General features: G+C 47.4%; 27 protein-coding genes and 1 pseudogene. 12 read left to right on the top strand and 16 right to left on the bottom strand.

Annotated elements, in window-relative coordinates:
- Together JOY44_RS30255 and JOY44_RS30250 are read right to left on the bottom strand one after the other, a co-directional pair.
- Window positions 1-1,858: PAS domain-containing sensor histidine kinase (locus JOY44_RS30255; RefSeq protein ID WP_171577065.1), on the bottom strand; the 1,858-nt coding region annotated here is incomplete at its 3' end.
- 893 nt (window positions 1,859-2,751) lie between these two features.
- Window positions 2,752-2,976, bottom strand: a complete 225-nt coding sequence (locus JOY44_RS30250) for a hypothetical protein (protein ID WP_171577064.1) — start codon at window positions 2,974-2,976, stop codon at window positions 2,752-2,754.
- Window positions 2,977-3,118: 142 nt separating this feature from the next.
- Here JOY44_RS30250 and JOY44_RS30245 point away from each other — a divergent pair, with 142 nt between their 5' ends.
- Entirely contained in the window at window positions 3,119-3,286 is a 168-nt protein-coding gene (locus JOY44_RS30245) for a hypothetical protein (protein WP_171577063.1), read from the top strand.
- A 5-nt stretch (window positions 3,287-3,291) separates the two neighbouring features.
- Here JOY44_RS30245 and JOY44_RS32000 read toward each other — a convergent pair whose 3' ends face one another.
- Window positions 3,292-3,888, bottom strand: a complete 597-nt coding sequence (locus tag JOY44_RS32000) for a hypothetical protein (protein ID WP_242541958.1) — start codon at window positions 3,886-3,888, stop codon at window positions 3,292-3,294.
- Between the two features lie 341 nt (window positions 3,889-4,229).
- Between JOY44_RS32000 and JOY44_RS30235 the strand changes: the two genes are divergently transcribed.
- The 6 genes and pseudogenes from JOY44_RS30235 to JOY44_RS30210 all read left to right on the top strand — a co-directional run bounded on the left by JOY44_RS30235 (window position 4,230) and on the right by JOY44_RS30210 (window position 9,403).
- Window positions 4,230-4,406 carry a hypothetical protein gene (locus tag JOY44_RS30235; protein WP_203032237.1) on the top strand — a complete coding sequence of 59 codons (177 nt, stop codon included), beginning with the start codon at window positions 4,230-4,232 and terminating at the stop codon, window positions 4,404-4,406.
- A gap of 376 nt (window positions 4,407-4,782) precedes the next feature.
- A complete protein-coding gene (locus JOY44_RS30230) occupies window positions 4,783-5,334 on the top strand; it encodes a hypothetical protein (RefSeq protein ID WP_171577061.1) in 552 nt (183 codons plus the stop codon).
- A 259-nt stretch (window positions 5,335-5,593) separates the two neighbouring features.
- Window positions 5,594-6,310: a hypothetical protein gene (locus JOY44_RS30225; protein WP_171577060.1), complete on the top strand. Its 717-nt coding sequence runs from the start codon at window positions 5,594-5,596 to the stop codon at window positions 6,308-6,310.
- Window positions 6,311-6,387: 77 nt separating this feature from the next.
- On the top strand, window positions 6,388-7,452 hold the full coding sequence (locus JOY44_RS30220) for an IS4 family transposase (RefSeq protein ID WP_171573521.1): 1,065 nt from the start codon (window positions 6,388-6,390) through the stop codon (window positions 7,450-7,452).
- Window positions 7,453-8,136: 684 nt separating this feature from the next.
- Window positions 8,137-8,805 carry a hypothetical protein gene (locus JOY44_RS30215; protein WP_171577059.1) on the top strand — a complete coding sequence of 223 codons (669 nt, stop codon included), beginning with the start codon at window positions 8,137-8,139 and terminating at the stop codon, window positions 8,803-8,805.
- Window positions 8,806-9,011: 206 nt separating this feature from the next.
- Window positions 9,012-9,403 (top strand): annotated as a pseudogene (locus JOY44_RS30210) (YccF domain-containing protein).
- Between the two features lie 257 nt (window positions 9,404-9,660).
- Here JOY44_RS30210 and JOY44_RS30205 read toward each other — a convergent pair.
- From JOY44_RS30205 to JOY44_RS30175, 7 genes are all read right to left on the bottom strand, one after another.
- Window positions 9,661-10,512 (bottom strand): GNAT family N-acetyltransferase, encoded by an 852-nt coding sequence (locus JOY44_RS30205; RefSeq protein WP_171577117.1) that lies wholly within the window; start codon window positions 10,510-10,512, stop codon window positions 9,661-9,663.
- A 161-nt stretch (window positions 10,513-10,673) separates the two neighbouring features.
- Window positions 10,674-11,603: a ParB/RepB/Spo0J family partition protein gene (locus JOY44_RS30200; RefSeq protein ID WP_171577058.1), complete on the bottom strand. Its 930-nt coding sequence runs from the start codon at window positions 11,601-11,603 to the stop codon at window positions 10,674-10,676.
- Entirely contained in the window at window positions 11,600-12,355 is a 756-nt protein-coding gene (locus JOY44_RS30195; protein ID WP_171577116.1) for a ParA family protein, read from the bottom strand. Before JOY44_RS30195 ends, JOY44_RS30200 begins: the two co-directional genes overlap by 4 nt.
- A gap of 159 nt (window positions 12,356-12,514) precedes the next feature.
- Window positions 12,515-13,132: a tyrosine-type recombinase/integrase gene (locus JOY44_RS30190; RefSeq protein ID WP_171577057.1), complete on the bottom strand. Its 618-nt coding sequence runs from the start codon at window positions 13,130-13,132 to the stop codon at window positions 12,515-12,517.
- Window positions 13,129-14,223 carry a PDDEXK nuclease domain-containing protein gene (locus tag JOY44_RS30185; RefSeq protein ID WP_171577056.1) on the bottom strand — a complete coding sequence of 365 codons (1,095 nt, stop codon included), beginning with the start codon at window positions 14,221-14,223 and terminating at the stop codon, window positions 13,129-13,131. The genes JOY44_RS30190 and JOY44_RS30185 overlap by 4 nt, the downstream gene beginning before the upstream one ends.
- Before the next feature lie 197 nt (window positions 14,224-14,420).
- Window positions 14,421-14,897, bottom strand: coding sequence for a GNAT family N-acetyltransferase (locus JOY44_RS30180; RefSeq protein ID WP_171577055.1), 477 nt, complete (start codon window positions 14,895-14,897; stop codon window positions 14,421-14,423).
- Between the two features lie 132 nt (window positions 14,898-15,029).
- Window positions 15,030-15,488 (bottom strand): GNAT family N-acetyltransferase, encoded by a 459-nt coding sequence (locus tag JOY44_RS30175; RefSeq protein WP_171577054.1) that lies wholly within the window; start codon window positions 15,486-15,488, stop codon window positions 15,030-15,032.
- A 195-nt stretch (window positions 15,489-15,683) separates the two neighbouring features.
- Between JOY44_RS30175 and JOY44_RS30170 the strand changes: the two genes are divergently transcribed.
- The 4 genes from JOY44_RS30170 (at window position 15,684) to JOY44_RS30155 (ending at window position 18,440) form a co-directional block, all read left to right on the top strand.
- The gene (locus JOY44_RS30170) at window positions 15,684-16,043 is read left to right on the top strand and encodes a hypothetical protein (RefSeq protein WP_171577053.1); all 360 of its coding nucleotides are present in this window, start codon (window positions 15,684-15,686) and stop codon (window positions 16,041-16,043) included.
- A 54-nt stretch (window positions 16,044-16,097) separates the two neighbouring features.
- On the top strand, window positions 16,098-16,283 hold the full coding sequence (locus JOY44_RS30165; RefSeq protein ID WP_171577052.1) for a hypothetical protein: 186 nt from the start codon (window positions 16,098-16,100) through the stop codon (window positions 16,281-16,283).
- A 363-nt stretch (window positions 16,284-16,646) separates the two neighbouring features.
- On the top strand, window positions 16,647-17,813 hold the full coding sequence (locus tag JOY44_RS30160; protein WP_242541957.1) for an IS110 family transposase: 1,167 nt from the start codon (window positions 16,647-16,649) through the stop codon (window positions 17,811-17,813).
- A gap of 378 nt (window positions 17,814-18,191) precedes the next feature.
- Window positions 18,192-18,440: a hypothetical protein gene (locus JOY44_RS30155; RefSeq protein WP_171577051.1), complete on the top strand. Its 249-nt coding sequence runs from the start codon at window positions 18,192-18,194 to the stop codon at window positions 18,438-18,440.
- Between the two features lie 15 nt (window positions 18,441-18,455).
- Here JOY44_RS30155 and JOY44_RS30150 read toward each other — a convergent pair.
- Window positions 18,456-19,333 (bottom strand): IS630 family transposase gene (locus JOY44_RS30150; protein WP_242541956.1). Its coding sequence is split into 2 segments (ribosomal slippage): window positions 18,456-19,001 and window positions 19,004-19,333, totalling 876 coding nucleotides; the frame shifts between segments, so codons are not numbered across the junction.
- Between the two features lie 71 nt (window positions 19,334-19,404).
- On the opposite strand from JOY44_RS30150, the gene JOY44_RS30145 reads away from it, so the two are divergent.
- Window positions 19,405-20,070 carry a transposase family protein gene (locus JOY44_RS30145; protein ID WP_171577050.1) on the top strand — a complete coding sequence of 222 codons (666 nt, stop codon included), beginning with the start codon at window positions 19,405-19,407 and terminating at the stop codon, window positions 20,068-20,070.
- A 114-nt stretch (window positions 20,071-20,184) separates the two neighbouring features.
- On the opposite strand, the gene JOY44_RS30140 is transcribed toward JOY44_RS30145, so the two are convergent.
- From JOY44_RS30140 to JOY44_RS30120, 5 genes are all read right to left on the bottom strand, one after another.
- Window positions 20,185-21,198, bottom strand: a complete 1,014-nt coding sequence (locus JOY44_RS30140; protein WP_171577049.1) for a phosphotransferase — start codon at window positions 21,196-21,198, stop codon at window positions 20,185-20,187.
- Window positions 21,199-21,495: 297 nt separating this feature from the next.
- A complete protein-coding gene (locus JOY44_RS30135; RefSeq protein ID WP_171577008.1) occupies window positions 21,496-21,738 on the bottom strand; it encodes a hypothetical protein in 243 nt (80 codons plus the stop codon).
- On the bottom strand, window positions 21,660-21,926 hold the full coding sequence (locus tag JOY44_RS33195; RefSeq protein WP_203032234.1) for a Tn3 family transposase: 267 nt from the start codon (window positions 21,924-21,926) through the stop codon (window positions 21,660-21,662). The genes JOY44_RS30135 and JOY44_RS33195 overlap by 79 nt, the downstream gene beginning before the upstream one ends.
- 304 nt (window positions 21,927-22,230) lie before the next feature.
- Entirely contained in the window at window positions 22,231-23,439 is a 1,209-nt protein-coding gene (locus tag JOY44_RS30125) for a hypothetical protein (protein ID WP_171577047.1), read from the bottom strand.
- On the bottom strand, window positions 23,436-24,692 hold the full coding sequence (locus tag JOY44_RS30120) for a tetratricopeptide repeat protein (RefSeq protein WP_171577046.1): 1,257 nt from the start codon (window positions 24,690-24,692) through the stop codon (window positions 23,436-23,438). The genes JOY44_RS30125 and JOY44_RS30120 overlap by 4 nt, the downstream gene beginning before the upstream one ends.
- Window positions 24,693-24,703: the final 11 nt, after the last annotated feature.

The following is a 24,703-nucleotide window of genomic DNA, read 5'->3' as shown; positions in this document are numbered from 1 at the left end:
CATAGATAAAATTGACTGGATTGTTGATTTCGTGGGCAACGCCTGCCACCAATTGTCCCAGGCTCGACATTTTCTCGCTTTGCACCAGTTGAGATTGGGTGCGCTGTAATTCCTTTAAAGTATCGGTTAATTCTTGTGCCTGTTGCCTCAAGCAGTTTTCAGAAGCTTGGAGCTGAAGCTCGGCTTGTTTGCGATCGCTAATATCAATGGCGATGCCCCAACTCGCCCAACCCGGAACCGGAAACTGCCCCGATAGATTCGACCATAACACCGTCTTAACCGTGCCATCCTTACACCAAATCTTCCATTCCCAATTGCGATAGTTGTCGCCAAGTTGCGCCCATATTTGCATCATCTCATCTCGATAAACCGGGTCAGGATAGAGCAACTCAATCACATTGGGGTTGCCAATAACCTCATTGGCGCTATACCCGGTAACCCTTTCACATTCACTGTTCCAGGTGATGATAGTGCCATTTTCATCAAACGCATCCATCATCACCGGCATGTTTTGCAAAATGCCTCTAAGCGTATCTTCATTTTCTCGTAAGGCGGCTTCCGTCCGTTTTTGCTCCGTGATATCAGTGGATACTCCTAGTAACCCGATGATGAGATCGCCATCCCAAATCGGAGCCAAAATCGTAGAGTAGAACCAGACATGACCATCATGCCGATGGCAATCTTCTTTACGGATAATTTCGCCAGCCAAAATGCGACGCTGCTCTTCCAACCAAGTGTCAATCACTTCTGATGGCAAGTCTAGGTCTTGAGGCTGTTTTCCAATCAAATCGCCCCATTGCTCAAACGACGTAGGATTTTGAACGATATAGCGAGCAGTCGCATCAGTTGCCCATACTCCAACCGGTAGGTTCGCCATCAATGTTCTGAGGCGGGCTTCACTTTCTCGCAAAGCAGCAGTACGGACTTCCACACGAGCCTCCCATGCTTCATTTAAATCCTCTAAAGCAAATTCTGTTTGCTTGCGATCGGTAATATCTCGAATGGTGCCAACCAAAAATTGATGGTTGTTTTGATCGGTAAAAGGAGATTTTTTGGTGGAAATGGTAACGGTTTTGCCATCGTTACCTGTGAAAGAATTTTCATTTTCATCGGTGTTGCCGCTAATAAAAAGCCATTCATCTTTTTGCCAAAACAGGTCGGCTTCTGCTTTTGGAAAAAAATCATAGTCAGTTTTGTTGAGTAACTCAGCGCGATCTCGACCTAAAAATCGGCAAAATGAATCATTCATCAACACCCAACGATGATCGCGATCTTTGACAAAGATGGGATCATCTACTCCATTTAAAACATGACTTAGAAAAGTCTTTGAATCTCTTAGCTGATGGTCAGACTCTTGGGTTTCAGTAATAGCAGGTGCCACCAAAATGCCTGCTTCTGACTGTTGTAGTTGTAGTTCGGCTTGTTTCGCACAGGTAATATCTTCAATCGTGCAGACCACGCCGATCGCGCTACCGTAATCATCCTGTAGAGGCAATTTTTGAATGTTAACCCAAGTCGGACACTTCCGGGTATCTGTCAGGTCTAAGGTGTGGTGCTCAGGCTGGTTCGTTTGCAGGACGACGCGATCGCGATCGCTCAATAGCTGTGACTGCATGTCGTCTGGTAATTCCACTGCTGACTTGCCTAAAATTGCGTCTGGATCGGTCAAACCCGCCGCGTGGGCAAATGCCTGGTTGCATCCTAAAAATTGATTGTTTTGATCTTTCCAGTACACTGCTTGGGGAATCGTGTTGATTACTCGGTTTAACCACATCAAAGAAGTTGCTCCTGCCTCTTGACAGGCTGCATCGTTGGCAAAACCCATCGACTTGGAACGGTGACTGGGTAAAGAGTGCATTAGTTAATAATTTCAGTGAAGGAAGCAGATAGGAAAGTGTGCCTAAATTCCCACTAGTATTCCCAGCATAAAAACAAGTTAACGATTGTTCAAGTGATCTAACCTCCCACAGACTCCATCCAACTGGTGTCTATCGTCCCTTGATTCAAGCTGCACGGGACAGCGGTCGGGGCGGCTAAGCTCTGTCGTTGGGTTGCCCCCCTTTGGTTTCGCGGCATGAGTTATTTCAAAATTCCAAATTCATCACTTCAAATACTCCACCCACTGTTGTTGTGGCGACCCCTATTTGAAACGGCTACCCCACCGCTGCTTGAACCGATGCAATTTGACCTTGCGTAGATCTCTCCCTAATCGGACCAGCAGGGGCATTTACGAAAAACCTACGGTTTTGACTTGTCAAGAAACTTGCGGCTGCCCACTTAACTTGATTTTGATTTCTGGATGAGTTTTTTTGCGCCTATCAAGGTCCAATTGCGGCTAAAAGTTCGTCACAAAGAAAACGAACGTTTTTCTAGGAGTTGCCTTTACGGGCGGTGAAAGCTTTGTGGAATAAGATCTCCAACCAGAACCGTAGGTTTCTGTTCAAATGCCCCCGCTGGTCCATCTTGCAGGCTTTAAGGACTCCAAAGCCCGATCTCATCGTTGATAAGTTCTACTGAAGATGGAAAACCCATACTACAGATGGGTTGGACTTTTTCTGGACTGATTCAACTCCAGAATCTTATGCTGCAAGCGTAATCTTGCGGGTTTTAAGGATTCAAAAGCCCGGTCTCATCGTTGACTCATTGCTCGTTTCGCAACTATTCAAGCTCTACAGGGCTAGTAGTAAATTGGATGTCCGGCTTCAACATAATCTGCTATCAAGATGGATGCCTCGTTTGACGATCGATGTGCTACCCGTTCTCAGTGCCGCTGGCATAATAAAATGGCAAATTTGCTTGCGTCAGCAGTTCCAACCACAGCACACCCAACGGCTCGTACTCATAATAGTATCTGGGAGTCGTACCTCCAGGGAGAGGCGGCATGGCGCAGGTGGCTCCTGGACTGCCGCAAGGTACTTTTACGGGTACCAGCAGTAAGCCGATGCCAGCTACCGCACCCAATATCCAGTACTTCATCTTTTTGCTCTCCTAAGATCGCCATTTTCTATGATTTAGCTAAGACATCCCAAGAAATACCTATTTACCGGCAAGTTTTTACGCGAAAAAGCGTGAAAGGCTGATTCTACTGTTAAATTCCTGAGCAACCCAGCCATCATTTATGGGCAAGTTTCAAATTTCGAGTTTTTTTGCTGGATTCGTTGATACTGAAGCATTACAGCGATTGCGTGGCACTTGGATGCAGCTTCGCTACCTTTACACCTTCAAGCCTCCGGCAAAGCCGGAGGTTGTGACTCATACTCCTATTCTGCAACGTCGAACTTTCTAGTTCAGTTATTCAAAAACAATGGGATCGTCTAAGTTTTCGCAGAAATTGATTTTTGACGGTGGGCTTTCCTCGCCGTTACTGAATTGGGCTTTGATCCACTGTGTGCAACCTTCACTATTGGTTGACTCATCCCAAACCAGCTTGTTCTTTTCACCAGAGTTAAGGCCATCTCCAACCTCAAACCACTGACGTTTGTTTTCAGAAACCAGAAGCTTCTGGATGTTAACCTCGGAGCTATTTTGGACCCAGAAATACCACTGTTCAGCCTGAGCAGGTGTGCTGGCGAACAGGGAGATGGATGATAGCGCGATCGCTGCTGCAACGCCTCTGATCATTGTGTTTTTCGGCATATAGCCGTTCATTGGGATATTACCAATGCTAGTTAAACACCCGCGCTCAATGTAACAAATAGTACTTCTACTTAAACAAATCCGTGAATTCTCTTCCATACAGGCGAAGAACCAAGAATTTACCCATATCAATGACACCAGCCATGAGCTACTGTCGCCTGAGACGTGGGGCATTGAGAGGGGTTGAGGAGGAATGGAACAGAAAGTACCATTAGGATGAAAGTCTTTACTGGAAGATGTTTCAAAAAGCACTTTTTAGTCTCAATGAGACATACCACTTGAACTCTAGATTATTTATCGGACTTGCTCCTTTAAATGCCGTTAGTACCCAACTAACCGCTTAATCATTGACGCGATCGCCCAAAAGGCTACGGCAATTAATCAGCAAAACTGATTGGACTAAATCCACTGTTCTAAATGGCTGGAAGTACTAGAAACTCGTAGACTAATTGCCTTCAACGCAATAGTTCAGATTCTGAACCTGACTTTAATACATTCCGAGTAATGGCTATACGGATCTGCTGCGTGTCTCACAGGACACCTAGAAACCGTCTCATAAGATGCAGGACATTACTAGGGGTGACGAGAGTAAGATGGTGGGCGTACTGTTGGGTGCGCTGGCTTCTCTCCAGTCTACTCAACCTGACCCGCTGGCAAACCTAGAACTGTTTGATCGGGTGGCTGAGAAGGGGTGGGTATTGTCTACGAGTCAGCTTGCGCCTTTGTTGGGGCTGAGTTTTGCCGCTATGGGTTTGTGTTTACCAGGGTGAGCAGGAATGGGGCTGAGAGTGCGTGGCGGGTGGGGAAAGGAAAAGTGAGTTAGGAGGGTGCGATCGCTTAGTGGGTTTTCAGTAGACAGAATAGTGCGATCGATTCACCCAAAACAGTATGTTATGCAGAATGATTCTGCCTATCTCTTCGATTGGAGTGTTATGCAGAAATCGTCTGGCTAATCATCAGTTTTGGGATGTTATACAGAAAGTTTCAGTCTATTAATAGTTAGACTGCTTTAGCATGATAATTTGGTCTGAAAGAGAGCCTGAGATACTGCCGCTGATGCAGATGAATGTGTGGCGATCGCCTCCCTAAAGCTTAAGACTGAGGTATCTACAGAAAGATCAAGATGCTTTATGGCATTCCTGTGTTATGAAGAATAATCACACTCTAAATCCATCCATGAAAGTGCTGGAGCATTCAGCATTGAGGTTAATCCTCTTGGATGGGGCTATGGTGTATGGCTATGGACTAATTCCTAGCGCAAATAATTTGATTATTCAACCGCTGATTACGTTTGCTGTCTGTACTCTAGTGGTCTTTTTGTTTCCCGGTTCTTCTATTAGATTAGCTCTCACATTAGGGAGCATTACAGCAGCACTGCCATTTGTGGGTTTGTTACTGGTCAGAGTATATGGGGGTGGACGTTATCCGACCTATACCTTTGATAAACAGGCAGGGATTCTAACATGCTCTACCCCTGCCATTTTCCCGTATCGTCCCCCAAAGGTAATTCTCTACAAGCTAGACAGCATCGTCGCTGTGGAATCTGTGACAGAAGCCAATGATGATCCTCCACCTGTCTATTGGCGTTCAATCGAGTTGCGAGTCCAGGATAAAGTAATCAAGCTGTATCCTGGATTAGACGAAGCGGTACAGGAACGTATGGTTGATTTGCTTCACAATTTTATATTCAAGAATTAACCTTTACATTCAAAAACTAATCAGCGATCGCAGTCTAACAACGTCCATGCACACCGACCGCCGAGAAGTTATTTGTTGGAATTCAAAGGTTATCTGCGGTGGGTGATGGGTACCGTTAGACTGCAAAACCAATTTCACTGAAAGGTAGCGCCCTGAGGGATATGATAAGCCTCTGAATCTCAAGAGGTTTTCATCGTGGAAAAACCTTTCCTTCAGGGCATTACCCACTGAAAGATGCTGCATTCAACTTGAAATTAATATGAAATTGAATAAGAGCATAGACAAAGTTCTCTTGGATTTACATCTTGGCAGAAAAATTCAAACTGATAAGGTTCCAAGGGTTGGACTATACCCATCACAGGAAATTTTTATTTATGAGCAAGGATTTCTGATCATACAACCTAGATTTTTAAGATCAGACAAGGTAATAGCTTATCGCTATGAAGATATAATCTCGATTAAAATACTTTGCGGTTCCTCTGCTTCTTATGTCTTGGGAAATCCGGTTGATTTTAGCTATTTATTACGCTATAGATACTTTACAAAAAACGGTAGTGGTAACAAGTACGGAGATTACGATCGAGAAGAGGACTTTTCTTCTTTGTCCAGAAAGCTTGTGAAGGCAATTAGAACTAATACCGAACCTAAGCTTTGGGCAAAAATAAAGTCAGACATTCAAGACGGCAAAGAATTTATCTTTGGTCGATTTGTAGTTCACAAGGATTATCTTAGGATTGCTGATAAAAAACTTGACGTCCCTATGATCAAAATCAAGGAAGTTAAGTTTCACCTTAGTTCTGAAGATGACGCATTTCAGATCGAATTCAAACCAGAATTCAAAAAGGATTTTTTGTGGGTAGCAACATGTGTTTATATTCAACATGTTGATAACCCATTTTTGTTTATTGAAGCCTTGAAAATGCTAAAGATATCTGTAAACCTTAGTGATGAAATACAGAACCTAGATATAGATTAGCTCAGTACGGGACAAAAAGCTTGAAAGGATGAGCAGGGTAGGGTTTCATCAGAATTACCACACTCTGGAGAAACCCTATGAGCCAATATAGCGAATTAAAGCGAGTCCTCCAAGAACAATTGAACTGGCACGGAGCGAGGATTTCATTTCTGGCATTGTTCTTGTTAGCCTTGCTGAAAGTCAAGACAGTGAACTTGAGCGAACTGTGTGTAGGCTTTGGTGGTAGGGCATTGCCCGAATCGAGCTACAAGCGATTGCAGCGATTTTTCCGAGGGTTTGCGCTCGACGAAGCTCAACTGGCTAGCGTCGTGGTGAGTTGGATGCAGATTCCGGAGGACTGGGTGTTGAGCCTGGATCGCACCACCTGGAAATTTGGCACTCAGTGGTACAACATTTTGACTTTGGGCATAGTTCATGAAGGAGTTGCCTTCCCGGTACTGTGGTGGCTGTTGGACAAGCGGGGGAATTCCAACAGTGACGAGCGGATGCGGTTAATGGAGACCTTTGCCAAACGGTTCCCCACCGCTAGAGTGAACTACTTGTGTGCCGACCGCGAGTTCATTGGGCAAGCCTGGGTGCGCTATCTTCTACTCGAACCTACCCTCGCCTTTCGCTTACGGATTCGCAGCAGTGACCAGATTGAGCATGATGGCAGGGTGCTGGCGGCGCGAGTCGTCTTTGCCCATCTGCAACCCGGTCAATCCCAACAACTCACAGGCACCTGCCGAGTCTGGGGCTACCCAGTTGCCGTTGAAGCGCTACGACTTGATGATGGGGAGTTACTCGTGGTGATTGCTCCCCTCAAGGCGCAAGATTTGGTCAAAGACTATGCCTTGCGCTGGGGAATTGAAACGCTGTTTGGTATTTTCAAAACTCGCGGGTTCTGTCTGGAATCGACGCACTTTACCGATGATGAACGGTTGAGTAAATTGTTTGCCTTGTTGACTTTAGCTTTATGTTGGGCGATGCGAACCGGGTTATGGTTGCATCAATGGCAGCCCATTAAGATTAAAAAACACGGTCGTCGCGCCAAAAGTCTGTTTCGCTTAGGGTTCGATTATTTGCGCCATTTGGTACTCAATCCATCCTTGTCCAATGAGTCCGACTTTGTGCAATCCCTACAACTTTTGTCCTGTACTTAGATAGATTAGTTATAGGCTGTATAAAAAGCTTGGCTCAAATAATCAGCTTTGCTGATTGGACTAAATCCAGTCCTCCGAATGGCTGAAACGCAATGAACTCGTAGACTAATTGCGAATCGCGCAATTAATCAATAGTCTTTAATGCTTGTTGAGCAATGCTTTTAGAATCAGTTCAGACATTTGGACTAATCTTGGACTAACACCCTGTTTTTGCATCCCTATTTTCTGAAGTGGGGAGGGGTGACGGATCACAAGTGAACCTGATTAATCGATGAAAATTTTTCACATTGTGGGAAAATTCCGCCCGATCATTATAATGCCCTGCAACTGATTCAAAATGGCTCAGTTATAGGGGTGATTGAAGCGAGGCTGTCACCAGGGGCAATTAGGATCAATCTGAAGCCTGAAACAGCGTAAATTCGTTGATTGATAGAGGCAAATTTGAGGAATACCGAAGTTTGTTAGTACAAAAAGACTAGCTTGAATCGTCTGCCCTGTAATGGTTTCAGCCTAATTGCCCCTCATAGCAGCTACGCTTCAATTACCCCTCAAAGCGAATTAGCCCCTACCACAAAATATCTTGCCTCTGCGCTATGAAGTGTTACGTAATCAGGTGTGATCCAAGTTGCCAGTCTATTCTTGAATAGTCATTGCAACGAACCCAAAATGTGCATACATGAAATTTTGTCGCACCTTCGACCGATTGATCTTTCCTATATCAACGCTTCTTGGCTGCCCGTAAGTCACATACCGATCAATTACGCCAGACTAGAAGCTGCGAGAGCCAATTATCCTAATAATGAATTTATTGCTGCTTTTTATGGAGATGGGCAAATCGCTCATTTTACTTACTATATTGACGGTAACTGGAAAGAATGCATCCATTTAGATCTAACGCATAGGAGAAAAACGGGTCGGATAGGTCGGATAGATAGTAGCTCCTCAAAGTATGGATGGATGGGGGTAGGTTACAGTCATAAAGGTGAGGTAGAGGATGAGAACCCCTGGTCAGATGGTATACCGGGTGATCCAAAAGATTTCCATCAATGGGTAGAAGAATCAATTGTAGACATTGTTTGGTTTGGGATTGACCATCAAGTAGTAGGATTGGGCAAAGCTGCCCAGGAGGTAGTGACGAGAGATATATGGAACTTTCTGCACACTCATATCTCCCGGATAAATCGCTTGGTGTATCCAAGTTCCGCCTCAATCGAGATAATGGCGGTGATGGCACGGGCAAATCTTGATGAAGAACTTCGGGCAAATTTTGAAAAATTTGGAAAACTTGAAGTAAACATAAGTCCCAAACGCGCAGAGTTACTAGAATTCATCACCTTTGGGTTTGGAGAATAGACGGGAAAGTTAGGACAGAGTATCCGATATATTGCAATCACGTATCTTATGCCCCATGAACTCACGTTAACGACGACTCTTCCTTAGACTCCCGGAACTGTCAAACTCTGTGAGTTCCCCAGCAGAGATGGGGGTTTACCCGATTATATGTTTTTGTGCGATCGCAGTGATTGCCTTGAAAGTATCCTATTTATAGGAAATCTAGCATGAGCTTAATCGGAAACATCATCGGCTGATTTTCGGTGGATTTATGAGTGGTATCGGCTACATCATTGGCGGATTAGGAATTTGCACGACCATCATTGGCATTCCCTTTGGCATTAAAGCAATTAACCTGGGAATTGCCACCTTCACCCCTTTTGGTAAAGAAGTTATCGCCAAACCTCACGCTGATGATCTTTTGACAACCATTTTTAACCTAATTTGGATTGTGCTATTTGGTTGGGGAATTGCTCTATCTCACTTACTGTGGGGCATCATTCTTGCCATCACCATCGTTGGATTACCATTCGCCAAGCAACACTTCAAACTGATGACCTTAGCGCTCCTACCTTTTGGACGAGAGTTTACCTCATTCCAGGTTTCCAGGTGGCTTTAGATAAGGGTTTAGAGCCTTATGACCCCAAAAAGAACCGAATCGTTGTTGTATGCCCAATCGCCTTGAGTCGGTCATCGGTGATGGCATAGAAGGCAGTACCCATTCACCCTCCTTCTAGCAGTTCATACAAATCCTGAGCGAGCTGCTTCAAAGCTGACCTCGCCTGCTCAATCACTGAGTCGGGAAAGCCCTCCAGAAAGGTAATGATGCTGCCATCTGCCTCAACCCCATATACCCTTTAAAGCGACGGCGATTCATCATCCAAGTTCAAAGGTTGTCACACCAAACAGGCGATCGTAGGGCAACTCAGGACAGGCTTGAGTATACATCCGAGCTGTCTCAAACACCCTCTTCATCTCATACTTCTCAGCCAGGTTGACAGCCACTACGTTAATTTCAGGAACATCCAGGTAAATGGGAGTACCTGCTGCTACCGTTGACTGGAGGGCAACAAACAACGCTTCTGCCAAAGATGGCTGATCCGCAAACAACGGACCGATCTTGTAACCTGTGTGGCAGAGCCTTATCACTCCGTACCCTACCAGCGTGTTGTTTTGCACCATACCCAAAGCATTACTATCAGGTTGATCAAGCCAATCTCGCAGAAACTGAGCGCGATCGCCTGGGAAAAATGATCGATCATAAACTGCAATCATTTCAAACGGAATGGTGGATAAGTCAACGACTCCTAAATGATTCGTTGACTTACTACCACTCACACCCTCGTAGCGAATATTACGATAGGCGAATTGAAATCCAGATTTCTGATAATTGTCCTGTTGAGCTAGCACACCATCTAGACCAATATTTCGACCTGATAATGTATTTAACGCTGCATTCCAGAGTTGAATCCCATAGCCTTGCCCCCGATACTCTGGTTTGACAATATAGAATCCGACAAATCCAAAAGAGTCGCCATATTTAACGGCTGAGATGGTAGCGATCGGTTCATCCCCCAATAAACCCATCCAAAACCCCGTTGGATCGGCTGTATGAAAACACTCAGCGTCGTGCAACCCCGGATTCCATCCCTCTGCGGTTGCCCACGAGATCGCAATCTGAAGCTCTTTACGATTCATTGGTCGAATTGAATAGGACTTTTTAGTCATGGCCGTTCCATCCATTGCAATAGGTCAAGTTCGGGTATGTTTAGCAATAGAACAATAAACAACGCTAAGGCTAAAACCTTTGTCTGGTAAGGATTACAGTCTCTTTTTTTTCGTTCTATTGCTTCTGGATAGTATTCTCTGCTCGCTTTTCAAAAGCTGAATTAATCTTGTTCCACAAGCTGTTCTAACGTTTCCAGAAGCTTCTCCAAAGCTTTCTGCTTCTTGGGGCTATCCCAAACCTTTGACTTCTTGACACGCTTGTATGCTGATTCAAAGCGAGTTTTAAGAGATGCAATTGGTGCTTCAGCACTATCGATTTTGGCACTGGTTACTATACGTTCTTTTATCTGAACCAGCGACAAGTCCTCCTGGATAGCCGTTGTAAGCAACTCATGCCGTTGAGCCTCATCTTTGACCCGTGCAATTGCCCTAGCTTTGGTATAAGCAATCTTCCCTTCTCTTAAAGTGTTCAAAATGTCAGTTGGCAAATTTAACAGAGGCAGACGATTAGTACGGAAGCTCTCAGGGGTAAAGCGTCCAACCGTATCAAAAATCTTCTGGAGCACTTGCCATTCTTCTTTGTGGATAACGTTATCCACAGAATTGCGTTCTGGATGGGCTGCTTGAGTGAGCAAGGTAATAACGTGCTCAACATCCTTTTGCAAGCGAAGTGCTACCAACTCTAAAATACCCTCAGTTTCCTCAATTGGATTCAGGTCTTCCCGTTGTAGGTTTTCGATCAGGGCAACTTGTAGAGCTTCTTGATCGTTGAAATTCCGAACGACTACAGGAACTTCAGTCAGTCCAAGCATCGTTGCCGCCCGATAACGGCGTTCTCCGGCAACTATCTCATATTTGCCATGTTTCAGAGGACGCACCAATAGCGGTTCTAAAATGCCATGCTGTTTGATTGACTCAACAAGCTGGTTCAATTTCTCTGGATCGAAGTACCTGCGTGGCTGTTGCTCTGATGGAACCATGTCAGCCGTTGCCAGATGGCGATACTCTGTTTCTGCCTGGGCTGTTTCACCAAAGAGAGCATCAACACCTTTGATTTGATAAGGCTGGTTAGTGCGCTTTCTTACACTCATGACATTTTTTCTAGACTACGAGCAATCTGATTGAACAAAGGCACGGCTGGATGCTTAGGGCTGTAAAGTGCTAACGGTAAGTGTTCCTGGGACGCATCAGCAAAGCTTACAGAGCGAGGGATGGTCGGAAAGACAGTCCCAATTTTAGCTAGCTGTTCCTGAATGGACTGCAAAGACATCACACCTTGGACAGTTCTAGCTTCGTGCATTGTAGGCACTACACCTGCAACACTTAATGTTTTGTTGGCACGCGATCGCACACGAGCGATCGTACTTAGAAGAAGCTCTGTTCCTTTGAGAGCTTTATACTGCGTTTGAATAGGAATCAGTACATGAGTTGCTGCGACAAGACTGATATAGCTCAAGATGCCAAGACTAGGAGGGCAATCAATAAAAATAAAATTGTATTTGTCTACAACAGCACTTAACGCTTCTTTCAGCCGATAGTCTCTCATATCTGCCACTACCAGTTCTAACTCTGCCCCACTTAAATTGATGTTGGCAGGCACAAGATCGACACCATGAAGGTCGGTATGAATGGGTAGAGGCTCCGATGCCATCACAGATTCATAGATCGTTTTGTCCAGATCAGAGGGTTCCAGCCCCATAAAAGCAGTTAGGCTCGCTTGTGGGTCCATGTCAACCAACAGCACTTTCTTTTTGCGTTGCACCAAGTGATAGCCCAAATTCATGGTTAACGTGCTTTTCCCAACGCCTCCAGATTGATTGAAGACGGCAATAACCTGTCCCATTAGATTGCCATTTGACAGTAATAACAGAAGAATACTGTACTGCTGATCGAATTGATAGGCTTCTCGACTGAATCGAGCACTTGTCACAGCATTGAGACAACGGCACAATCGACCGCTTTTTCCCTAATTGCCTGCGGTGCTTACGCTGTCTCAACATAGTCACTGATCATCCCACAAGCCCTTAAAACGCCCTGGTGCTAGTTCTGTGTAGCGAACTGTATGCTGGATATTACGATGTCCTAGATAGGCTTGGATCGTCCGCGTGTCCACACCTTTGTTTGCTAAATAGTAACCAGTGCCATGCCGGAGCATATGCGGGTGAGTGGGGAACGGTAACGCTGCCAGCGCCCCAGCTTGCTCTACGATGCCCGCGATCGTATCGTTTGCCAGTGGCCCCTTGCGGCTGGACTGAAAGACAAAGGGCGAAGTTGGATATTCCCGCTGGAGCTTTCGCAGTGCTCGCATCTCATTGCCACCCAACGGCTGCGTGGAAGGTGATCCCCGCTTGATCCGCCGCACATGAATATTGCCTGATGCGAAATCAACCTGCTCCCACTTGAGATTAGCGGTTTCTTCCACCCGCAGCCCGTGCCGATAGATTATCAGGATGAGAGTGCTATTCCGATGAGCATGGCGACCACCGTTCTTTTTAATCGCTTCGCGCATTGACTCCACTTCTTCCTGAAGTAGATGCTCGCGCGATCGCACGTCAGCATACTTACGCGAGTTGGGCGATTTTTTGGATACTGTATCTTGAGTATTCGGTGTTGTTTTCATGAGGGTCGTACCTCATCACGAGGCTCGCTCTGTGATGTCTCGTCTAAAATTGCCTCCATTGATGCCGCTGCTGTATTGAGTACGATTTCCAGTTGCTCTGCTGAAGGTAGACTGCTTTCCAGGGCTGGTGGCAGTTTGGACTGGAGTTGATAGGACGAGACTCCAATGGGTAAATGGCTGCCCTGAAGCGCGTATTCAACGATGGTGCGGTCTTTGGACTTGCACAAGATGATGCCAATCGTTGGGTCATCCCGCTCAGTGCGTAACAGATTATCGACCGCCGCCACATAGAAACTCATCTGCCCAGAGTGCTGCGGTTCAAATTCGCCCATCTTCAGGTCAATCACCACATAACGGTGCAATGGGATGTGATAGAAGAGCAGGTCTATTCTGTACTCTTTGCCACTGACTTCTAGGGGGTGCTGACTGCCCACAAAGGCAAAGCCTGTGCCAAGCTCCATCAGAAAGTCACGGATATGCTCTACCAGCCCCCGCTCCAAGTCACGCTCTTGAGCCTCTTCGCCTAACGTCAAGAAGTCCAGCGCGTATGGGTCTTTAATTAATTGGTGCGCTAAATCTGATTGCGATGGGGGCAGGGTGCGCTCAAAATTGGTGACTGCTCCACCCTGCCGCTGGTGCAGCCCGCTTTCGATCTGCATGACCAGAATGTTCCGGCTCCAGCCATTTTCAATTGTTTTTTGAACATACCACAGCCGCATCTGCGGGTCCTTGACCTTCTCCAGGATCATACAGTTGTGGAACCAGGGTATTTGGCCAGCAAGCTGCTGACCAATTTCACCTGCGGGGTAGGCTTCAGCAAAAGTCCGCATGTATTTCAGGTTAGAGCGGGAGAAACCTTTCATCTCAGGAAACTCCCGTTTCAAGTCTTTCGCTAAACGATCAATTACCTTGGCACCCCACCCTTCCTCTTGCTGTCGTTGCAGAATCTCCTGACCAATCTGCCAGTAGAGCAAAATTAATTCCTGGTTGACGGCAAGTGATGCCCGCGTCTGAGCAGTACGAATGCGTGTCTTAAGGGCATTCAAGAAGATGTCATAACGGGCGATGTCGGGGAAAAGAGAATCTGTCACGAAGTGTAAACCAGGGTATGTGCAAGCTTTGAAAGAAGCTTATGAGACAAAGATTGAGAACACCAGAACTATAACTCCTTTCAACACCTTGTTGTTTTACCAACTTTCGATAGGTGGAGCTTGCTTGCCAGAAAAGGGGAAATGGCATTGCAGCGTTAGGAACAGCCCCCATAATACCAACTTATGACATTTGGATGTTAGGGCGCAAGACCCTTCCACATCGGATACGAGATGACGGTGCCGAATGCGAGCGACGGCTCACCGACGGGAGAGAAGCCACGACCCTCGTAGAAGTGTCGAGCGGTCGCTGAACTCTCTAGCCTGATCTCACGAATGCCCAAGCGACTCGCCTCGCTTTCGAGGAACGCCATCAATCCTTTGCTGACCCCATGGAAGCGTGCCAGGGGCGACACGTACAAAAGGGCGAGCGTGCCTGACTGACTTAGCAGCCCGAAGCCAACAATGCCAATGGATGCCTGGGCAACGGCTGCGATGTTTCTTGGCGATGCGATCCAAGACGCCACATTCTCAATTGTCTTGTTCGATAGCCAGGCAGCGATCGTTGCCTGATCGCCGTGATGATCCTCGATGCACAACTCCGCGATCGACTGCCGCACCGCCTCACACGCGCCTGGTGCATCCGCTACTTCCGCCCGTCGAATCAAGTATTCCATCGTCTCGAATGTGACGCCCTAACGACTCAAATCAGCGGCGATAGAGATCCTTGAAACGAAGCAGAAAGCAGTTCGTTCTGTCCGCTGCATTTGAATTGTTGGGCGGATCGCTACCCACTTACCATTTCTAGATCACAATTCACGTCGCATCACAAGATCGCCGTCCTCTTCTTTTCCGGTGTAAACAAAACCCATCTTCTCGTAGAACGAGCCGGGACTGCCTTCGGCTGGCACACAACTTGTATAGACCGCATCCGCTCCAGGGCGCGTCTTGACATGCACGAAGAGCAACTCCAGCGCCCTCTGCCCATACCCACGCCCTTGGTACTGCTTATCTATCATGAAGCGCCACAGAAAGTACTCCTCCTGAGCTACGTCGTCTTCCAACATCAAAAAACCGACCGGCATATCACCAGCGTAAACAGCGCGGAGGAACCAAGCAACCTCTGGCTCAAAGTGTGCTTCAGCGATCGACGCGGCGTTGGATGCCACGAATTGTTCTTGGTGCGGGGCTACTTTCAGGCGAAGAATTTCACTCAAATTTTCCTTAGTGATCTCGCGCAGCGTTACTTCAAAGTCGAACTCGGACATACACAGCGTTCTCCCTTAACCATGCCTTTTAAGATATAGTCTCTCACCCAGTAACGTAGCGATACCGCAACGGCTGCCCAACGTTCCGGCTGAGCGGCTGTCGATCTCTTTGATATAGTATCAACAACTTTACTAGTCCCCTCCAGCCGGATCATTATGCTAGCGATAGGTTCTGCCTTCGCTCTTTAGCCAACCATGTCTCACGATTCTTCATCGGCGCGATCGCCCCTGGTTAAAACCATTCTGGTTCTCTGCCTCAGCCTACTGAGCCTGTTTGTAATGGTTCTAACCACTGGCATGATGGCTATTTGCAGTTTCTTTATTACCAATCCTGACCTCTATCCCGGTGACATCAGCGATCGTGCGGCAACCTATCTTGGTTTCATGGCTGTCGGAGGCTGTTTATTGGAGTGGGTCTTCGTTTGGCTGTTGGTTCGCTATCGCTGGATGGCTCGTTCAACCGGGAAGTGGTTAGTGTACTGTAGCTGGGCAATCGCTGCTTTGAATGGAGTGCTGTCGCTCATTCCTTTAGTCGCCTGGAAGAGTGCGCTCTAGCCGATGCAAAGTGGATATTTATGGCACTGGAGTGATCGCTGAGACACTAACGCTGTGGGACCTGAGACTTGGGCGATCGCCTCGATGAGCGCAACCTCTCGCTGTGGGGGCGATCGCCCCTCACCGATACCGTTGAAGTACCGGGGTCTTCAGCTTCCCAACCCCTCGATAACCCTATTGCGAAAGCTGGCTAACGGCAAAGCTCACCGGACGCAGGCAACCTTTGCCTCTCACCCATAACCTTAATACGTTCCGGTGCAGCGCCTTTATGGGGAGACGAGCAGAAGAGAGGCAAAGGAGACGACCATGCATTGGATGACAGCACGCATGTCTACTAACATATCGTTCGCTCCTCGTTCTTCATCTCGAACTGACTTCAGAAGGGCATAGAGTAAAAAAGCGGGAGCACCTACCAGGGTAAGAGGACGACCATGCAGCGAATGTCATTCAATGACTACTAACATATCGCCTCGCCTCTCACCTTTGTTCTAACCCACTTTAACGAATTCTCAGGGAACAAGGCTTCAACCTTTTCCATAATCTTTTCGCGTGTGCAGACGGCAGGTGCTCTGCGTTGAATTCATATCAAGGCATTTATCTAACATGACAACCGACTCCTATGCGGCTTACATCGGCATCGACTGGGCAGACCGCAAACATGACATTGCTCTCTATGATTGTGCCTCTGGCAGGTGGCAGGAGAGCGTAATTGGTAGCCGCCCTCAAGACCTCTTAGATTGGGTAAATCAACTGCGAACCCTTTATGGAGCAGGGCAGATTGCCGTTGGACTGGAACAGAAAAGAGGTCCCCTGCTGTATGCACTTTGTCAGTACGACAATCTGGTGCTGTTCCCTATCAACCCTCGCACCGTTGCCAACTACCGCAAAGCGTTCCAACCCTCACGGGCAAAGTCTGACCCCGTAGATGCCCGTATCTTAGTGGAGCTGATGCAAAAACATCCCGAGAAATTAGAACGCTGGGTGACAGGCTGTCCTCAAATCCGCGCCCTCAGACAATGGGTGGAGTCGCGCCGGATGTTAGTGCAAGAGAAGGTCAGATTGACCAATCGCATCACTGCCTCTCTCAAGTCCTATTTCCCTCAAGTCCTCGATTGGTTTGAGGATAAGGACACCCGCCTGTTCTGTGACTTCCTCCAACAGTTCCCGGATGTCAAATCTGCTCAAGCGGCTACCTCACAGCAGTTGACCTTGTTCTTTCGCTCTCATACGGTGGTCAGGCGCACCGCGATCACCCGTCGCATCCAACAAATCCAAGATGCAGGTCCACCCTTGACACCAGACGAGGCGATCGTCATGCCCGCGCAAGCCTTGACACTGGCACTGGTTGCTCTTTTGAAGGTCATCATCCAACAACTAACCCGCTTTAATGACACCATTGCCCACTTGTTTGAGGCACTCCCGGATGCGCCCTTATTTGCCGAGTTGCCAGGAGCAGGTCCCCATTTAGCACCCCGATTACTCGTGGCGTTTGGAGAAGATCGTTCCCGTTTCACTTCTGCACAAGCCTTCATGAGTTATGTGGGGATTGCTCCGGTTAAGGAGGAAAGTGGGAAGAAAAGATGGGTTCACTGGCGCTGGTCTTGTCCGATTTTCTTGAGGCAGACGTTTGTGGAATGGGTCAACCAGGCAAGACGGTTTTCGGCTTGGTCACAGGCGTTCTATGAACAGCAAAAACAAGCGGGCAAAAGTCATCAAAAAGCGATTCGATCGCTGGCTTACAAGTGGGGCAGAATTTTGTGGCGCTGTTGACAGGACAACACTCCCTATGATGAGGAGAAGTATGTTGCTGCATTGAGACAGAAGCAATCACCGTTAGTCAAACGGTTGGCAATTTAGTCACTCACTTGCCTGACAAATGAAACCAGTTAAACATCAAATAAACAATGGAGAAATCAACAGAAAAAACAACTGCGAGACAAATGTAAAAATCAAGCAAGCCTGAAATAGGTAACTGAATAAATCTGAAGTTGAGAATAAAAATAATTCACTAACCAACTACAGACGATTTTGTTGGGCATCCAAAAGCAAGTAGATACACCAAAACTAAAGGTTCAGACTTCTCTATTAGACTTAATCGGAAATAGAATAGGACGAGAAAAAGATAATGCAAGTCGAACGGAGTAAGCGATGTTGAGCTATAGCAAAGTTCACGCTAAGCCCTACGTGTTACAAAGTCTCACAGGACTCAAGTCAGCGGAATTTGAGCAATTGCTGGAAAGCTTTGAAGTAGCATGGCAAGAATACATCGAACGGGAATACATCAACAGACCTCGTGCCCGTCGCTATGGGGGAGGACGACACGCCGAGTTATCGAGCAGTGCGGACAAGCTGTTATTTATTTTGGTGTACTTCCGACTGTATCCCACCCAAGTATAGCTACAGACAACAGTGTTAGGACACAGCATCTTTCAGGACCGACTCCATTGCTTGCCGTAAAGAACTAAAGCTAGACAAGCTGTTGCGAATACGACTTTTCAGCCAGGCCCAACACTTTTCAATCCGATTGAAATCTGGAGAATAAGCGGGTAAATATAACAACCGACACCCTACCGACTCCACCAATTGAGCAACCCGTCCCCCATGATGAAACGTGGCATTGTCGAGAATCAAAACCTTCCCAGGCTTAAGCGTTGGCAGCAAACACGTTTCTAGCCAGATTTCAAACACGACTCGATTACAAGAGCCGTTCACGGTAAAAGCAGCACTCAGTTGGTGCTCACAGTAAGCCGCAATCATATTGATTCGTTGACCCCGTCGCCCTGACTTGAGTGCTTCAAATCGCACACCGGGTTCACACCAACCATATCCATAATCCTCTCGCTCATCCATTCCCGATTCATCGATGTACACCCGGTCGGATAAAGACACTTTGGCTAGCTGCTCTAGGAACTCTGCTCGTTTGTGCTCATCGCGTTCAAGGTAGCCATAGGTCTTTTTTTTCGACTCAAGCCCAGTTTGTGTAACGCCCTGGAAATTGTGCGAACACTGAGTTGGTCTTGCCACAACTCGACCATTTGCGCTTGGGTTGTGCCCCCATGCTGCTTGGCAAATTTGGCAAACTTGTCCCAATCGGTGATTTTGCTGGTGGTTCGATGGGGACGAGTTGTTTTGGCTTGGTAGTCTCCAGTTTCCTTCTGTCGCTTCAGCCATAGATTGATCGTGTTGCGACTGAGTTGAAACACTTGGGCGGCTTCACTCTGCTTCATGCCGTCTAATTGGATGGCATTGATCACCTTTTGTCGCAAGTCGTAACTGTATGCTTTTGCCATAGATGCACTCACCCTCGTAGGATTGGGGATACCTCTCAGTCTATGTCCTATTGGTCCTGGCAATAGCTATAGTGCAAGGTTTTTTGTTTGGGATTGGACAAACCCAAGCATGGGAATGGATTCACAAGTTGAGCCGAATTTTGAATCAAGCCTTGGGCTATGAGAAACAATTACCGGAGCGAGAACCCGCACGGCTAGAAGCGGTGTTAAGGGAGTGCCCCAGCTTAGAGTTCATGATTGATGGCACGCAGCGTCCGATTAATCGTCCGAAAGACCCAGAACGTCAGCAGGATTATTACAGTGGCAAAACCAAGCGTCACACGATGACCAACACTCTCATCAGTGAGCGTGGAGGCAAGGTTGTATTTCTGAGTGACACCTACGGTGGCAGAGTGCATGACAAAGCGATTTGTGACGGCGAGCAATATCAGTTTCCACCCGGCAGTAGCTTGTGGCAAGACCGAGGGTTTCAAGGGTTTGCCCCTCCTGGAGTGACGATTAGACAACCGAAGAAGAAGCCTCGAAACCAGTCGTCAAGCGACGAAGATAAACATCATAACCGGGAGATTTCCAGCGAACGAGTCGAAATAGAACATCACATCAGTGGCATCAAACGCTGCAACATTGTGGTGCATAAATTTCGCAACCGAACTGGCTATTATGGGGATGATGTGATGGAAACTGCCTGCGGGCTGCACAACTTGCGGCTCACCCATCGTCAACTCAAAGCTGCCTAAGCTTGATATTGCTAGAGGGTCTCTCTCGTACTTCTTTAAAGTGCTTCACTATTTCCAATAATGTTTATTGACTCCGTCCACCTCAGGGACTATGTTGGGCTGCTGTTGAAATCATCAAAGTTTATCCTCATCAGTTTGTATCATACTTAGAAACTCTCTCAACAGATCTGGAACTGCTTCAATATATCTGTTTCGATTTGTTGCATCCATACTTGATAAAACTGGCAGCCACCTCAAAATTGCAAGAATAGGTGACAATTGTTGGGCTAGCTCAAACGCTTCTTCTAGTCTTTCTTCTGTTTCATATTCAGTCCACTCCTCTAAGTAGCACTTTCTGAGTTGCTTAAACCAGAGCGAATTTTTTTCTAGATCAAATCTCCTCTCTAAACTGCCATAGGTACTGTGTAAGCTGAAGAAAGGATGAGCGATACTACTGTCGCCCCAGTCAAAGAACATGTACCGTTCATCGCTAACAAAGACGTTTCCATCATGTAAGTCTCCATGATGAAGTGTTTCTGGTATGCTAAAAGTCGCTAGTTGTTCACATAACTTGACCAATAAATCAGCCTTATTCTGCAAACATTGATATTCAAGTAAACTGAGTCCACCGGGATGATTAAGACCTAGCATTTCGGTATCCGTCAGAAGTTGTTGAAACCTAGCAGGTAAAACTGCTAAACGGCGATCGGGGACACCCAGTTCCAAAAATTCCTTGAGATATTTGGCAGAATCCTGCTGCACCCTTGCATAGATTGGCAAGAGATTCTCCCAGTGTTGAATATCATCCTCAATTTTCAGAGTTTCCCGAAGTATCATCCCTCCATCAGGCATAAGCAGCCAACCCTGTTCCCTAGCGATCGCTAAAACTTGTGGTATGCAGTGAGGATACCGATGCGATAGAACTTGGGTGAGTGCTGCTTCGTAGGCAAGATCTGATACAACTGCTTTGAAGTAGATACTGCCTATGCTTGTGGGAACTTGGAGTATTGTTGACCAATGACGAACCCGAATCTGCTTAATTGAACCAATTCGTTTGATACCTTGTTGATGCAACTCACGATCAATCCAACTACTGGCTTGAGCAAGCCAGTTTTGTTGTGTCCAAAGTAGTCCACCAAGATGAGCCACAGAGATCCCAAAAGTTTTTTTCCAATTACAAATGCCTTTTCGTTAGCCTAACCTGACCTTGAAGACTGATAGGCAACCTTGGTGTACAGTCCCACCAGTAATGCGAAGCTGCCCAACTATTAATAGACTGAAACTTTCCGTATAACATCCCAAAACTGATGATTAGCCAGACGATTTCTGCATAACACTCCAATCGAAGAGATAGGCAGAATCATTCTGCATAACATACTGTTTTGGGTGAATCGATCGCACTATTCTGTCTACTGAAAACCCACTAAGCGATCGCACCCTCCTAACTCACTTTTCCTTCCCCACCCGCCACGCACTCTCAGCCCCATTCCTGCCCACACGGGTAAACACAAACCCATAGCGGCAAAACTCAGACCCGTGCAGCGACTTCAGCCCCAACAACGGCGCAAGCTGGCTAGTCGAGAGTAACCACCCCTTCTCAACCACTCGCTCTAACAGTTCCAGGTTTGCCAGCGGGTCAGGTTCAGTAGGCTGGAGAGAAGCCAGCGCACCCAACAGTACGCCCACCATCTTACTCTCATCAACCCCATATTCGACTTGTTAAGCTGTAGCTGCACTGTCTGCCGCAAAATGGGATCAGTGAGATAGCACAAGATGTAGAGGGTCTTGAGGATACGACCGAGATTAGTAAACGCCTTGCAGAAAAAGCCTTTCAAGCGAAACCATAACGTTCTGTTCAAATGCGCCCGCTGGTCCATCTGCCGAAACTCTCTCATACCCGATTAGCATAGTCAGAAGTGCTAATGTGCTGCAACTGTATCAGAACTCGTTGAACGTGCCCTATTTTGATACATAGATTTATTGACAAGTTTTTTTACATAGTTTGAGGGCTGAAACGCTACTTTACCCTGACAAACCCCAACCGTAAAACAAACGGTCGTTTAATTTACAATCAATTTCAGGCTCGTGGTTTTCAGCAGGTTCAACTGGTACACTCCTTACCATGACTTTCTGTTCGGATGATGCTGCTGACTTGAAAATCCCCCATAGTTACGAGGCTAGCTACTTACTTGTCGCTTTTCTTAGACGTTCTATTTGTCGCTCGAGTTGTTCCGCTTGATCCCGGCTTCCCAAAAAAATAAAGCCTGCTCTGGCTTGAGAAAGAGAGTAAAGCAGTTGCTGAGGGTCTTTGAGGGTTGCGTATACCTGACCCAACCCGTAATGAGCTAGTGTCCATTCTTCCAGATCCTCCGGGGACTCCACTTGAGCAATGGCACTATTGTAAGCATCACCTGCCAACTGGATTAAGCCTGTTTGCCAGTAGAGGTCTCCGAGGGTGCGGTAAAGAATGGGCGATCGCTGATTTTGCTTAAGCTGGGCTTCCAGCACTGCAATCGCCTCAGCGCTGAGGCTGTAGGTTTGGTAATTGTCTTGCGCCAGTCCGTAGGCCGCGATCTCACTGGCAGGCAAAACATAGTCGCCATAGTAGGTCGCCAGCATCAACGCGGTTGTTTCATTAATCGGTTTGTTTTGCAGCAGTTTCGCATTGAGGGTCTGAACTTCGGCTGCTTCAGAGGACCGCAATACTCTGAAATCGAGCGCCTTTGCCAATTCACCGTTGGGTGTTTTGTCTTCACGAGAAGAGCGACCTATAGGGGTGGTTACCACGAAAGAGTAGCCTACTCCTGGTTCTAAGGGTTTGCCAGTATAGGTAATGTGAGTGTTCTTTGTTTTCGTTTGCCAGACAATGCCCGTTGGACTGCTCACTTCAACACTGTAGTCACTTGCACCCGCGACAGCATTCCAGCGGAATAGGGGTTTTGCACTCAGCGAAAGTGAGTGGCGGGGGGTAATTAAGTAGGGGATGGACGCATCCAACCCACCCACTGTCTCAGCGGATTGGGTGCCTCTAGAAGCGTCGGTTTTCCAAATAGGACAGACTTTGCCGAGTCCAGATAGGGCTTTCACAGACCGCTGCAACCCATTGGGACACACAATCGTTACCTGCACCCCTTTGTCTGGAGTCAATAAATCGCCCCGGTTCAGTTCTGTTCCCTGACGGGCAAAAAAGCTCTGGGTGGGGTTATCTCGCTGGATTCGCACTTTGCCCTTACCAGCAATGGACTGGATTCTGGCGGAGCGAGGCAGGTCAGCCTTAGAGCCTTGGGCAAAGGTGACTGGCAGGATCGTGAAGGTGATCGCCACCGCCATGAATACCCCAATCACGAGAGCCACCCAACGCCTGTTCTGCTTCGATATAGTTGCTTTCACTGACCTTCCTCCAATTTAGGCAGACGTTGCTGGGCAGTGGTCATCCATTCATCTTCTTCGGGGACGGTCGCTGTACCATGACCGGCACACTTTTTCCATTCGGGAAGGGCTTGCTTCTGAGCCACGAGCGGCTTTTTCGGATCGCCTTGGGCTTCAATGACCTGTGCCTGCAAACAATGGGCGGCAGCGATGGTTTTCTCGGGCAATTTTTCAGCTTGTCCCAGTTTGATGGCATCGTCCAGCCAGGTTTCGGCATCGGTAGCGTTGCCCTGTTTTAACCGTACCCAGCCCATGTTTTTCATTAAGGCAAATTTCGTTGCGGGTTCGAGTGCCGTTTGCTCATCAGACAGGGGCTTTTGCAGGAGGGAGATCGCGGTCGGATAGTCCTTCTTGAGAATGCTAAGCCGCGCTAAGTTATTGACCGCGTTGGGATCGTCGGCGATCGCATACTGATATTGTGTTCGAGCCTCATCGGGCTTTTGCAAATCCTCGTACAGTCGGCCCAACCAGAAGTGAGCGGACGTATTATCGGCATTCAGCTCCAGTGCCCGCTTGTATTGTGCTTCGGCACTGCCCCAAGCTTTCTGATCGTAGGCTTCTCGTCCTCGATCGGTGTACCAGCTAGAGATGGCTGGCAAGGATTGTCGGAGTCCAATCAAACCCAGCAGTAACACGCCTGATCCAACGGTTCCGAGTTCGTGCCAATACTGTTCTGAGACGTTCAACTTTTTAAGAGACTGTTTGCTGGCTTCCTGTCCAGCTTTGGTGAGTGCTCCACCAGCAGCTAAGAGGGTGAGGATGCTTTGAGTGCTGACGGCAATCGCCCCGGCTGTATCAGGGCCACCTTTAAGAAAGCGGGTGGAAATATCGCCCACCAGTCCGAGTGAAATAGTGAGAAAGGTTACTGAGAGCGCTGTCCAGAGCCAATCGAACTGACTCCACTGCTTTGGTTTGGGCGCTTCTAGCCACCACCACCAGGCGGTTTCCTTGGGGCTAAAGCTGGCACGCCAATCTGCCGCCTGGATGAAGGGAGCGATCTCGCTGGCATGATTTCTTAACTGTTGATCCAGCTTGCTGATGGTTTGGAGTGCTGCACCAGACACGTGATCGGCGTCTGCCAGCGCTGCCTGTACGCCATCTCTAGCATTCAACGCTTCCAGCACGATCACGGCTGGAACAGGACGAGCGGCTTGAGCAAGGGCGGCGATCGCCGCCTCGTAATGTTGAATGGCTTGGTCGAGTGGTAGCGTCATGTGGTCATCAT

It is taken from the genome of Leptolyngbya sp. Cla-17, from assembly GCF_016807185.1.
In the GTDB taxonomy this organism is placed as follows: Bacteria; Cyanobacteriota; Cyanobacteriia; order Leptolyngbyales; family Leptolyngbyaceae; genus ULC077BIN1.
Note: the sequence above shows the minus strand (reverse complement) of the source record. Positions and strands in the feature narration are given on the sequence as shown.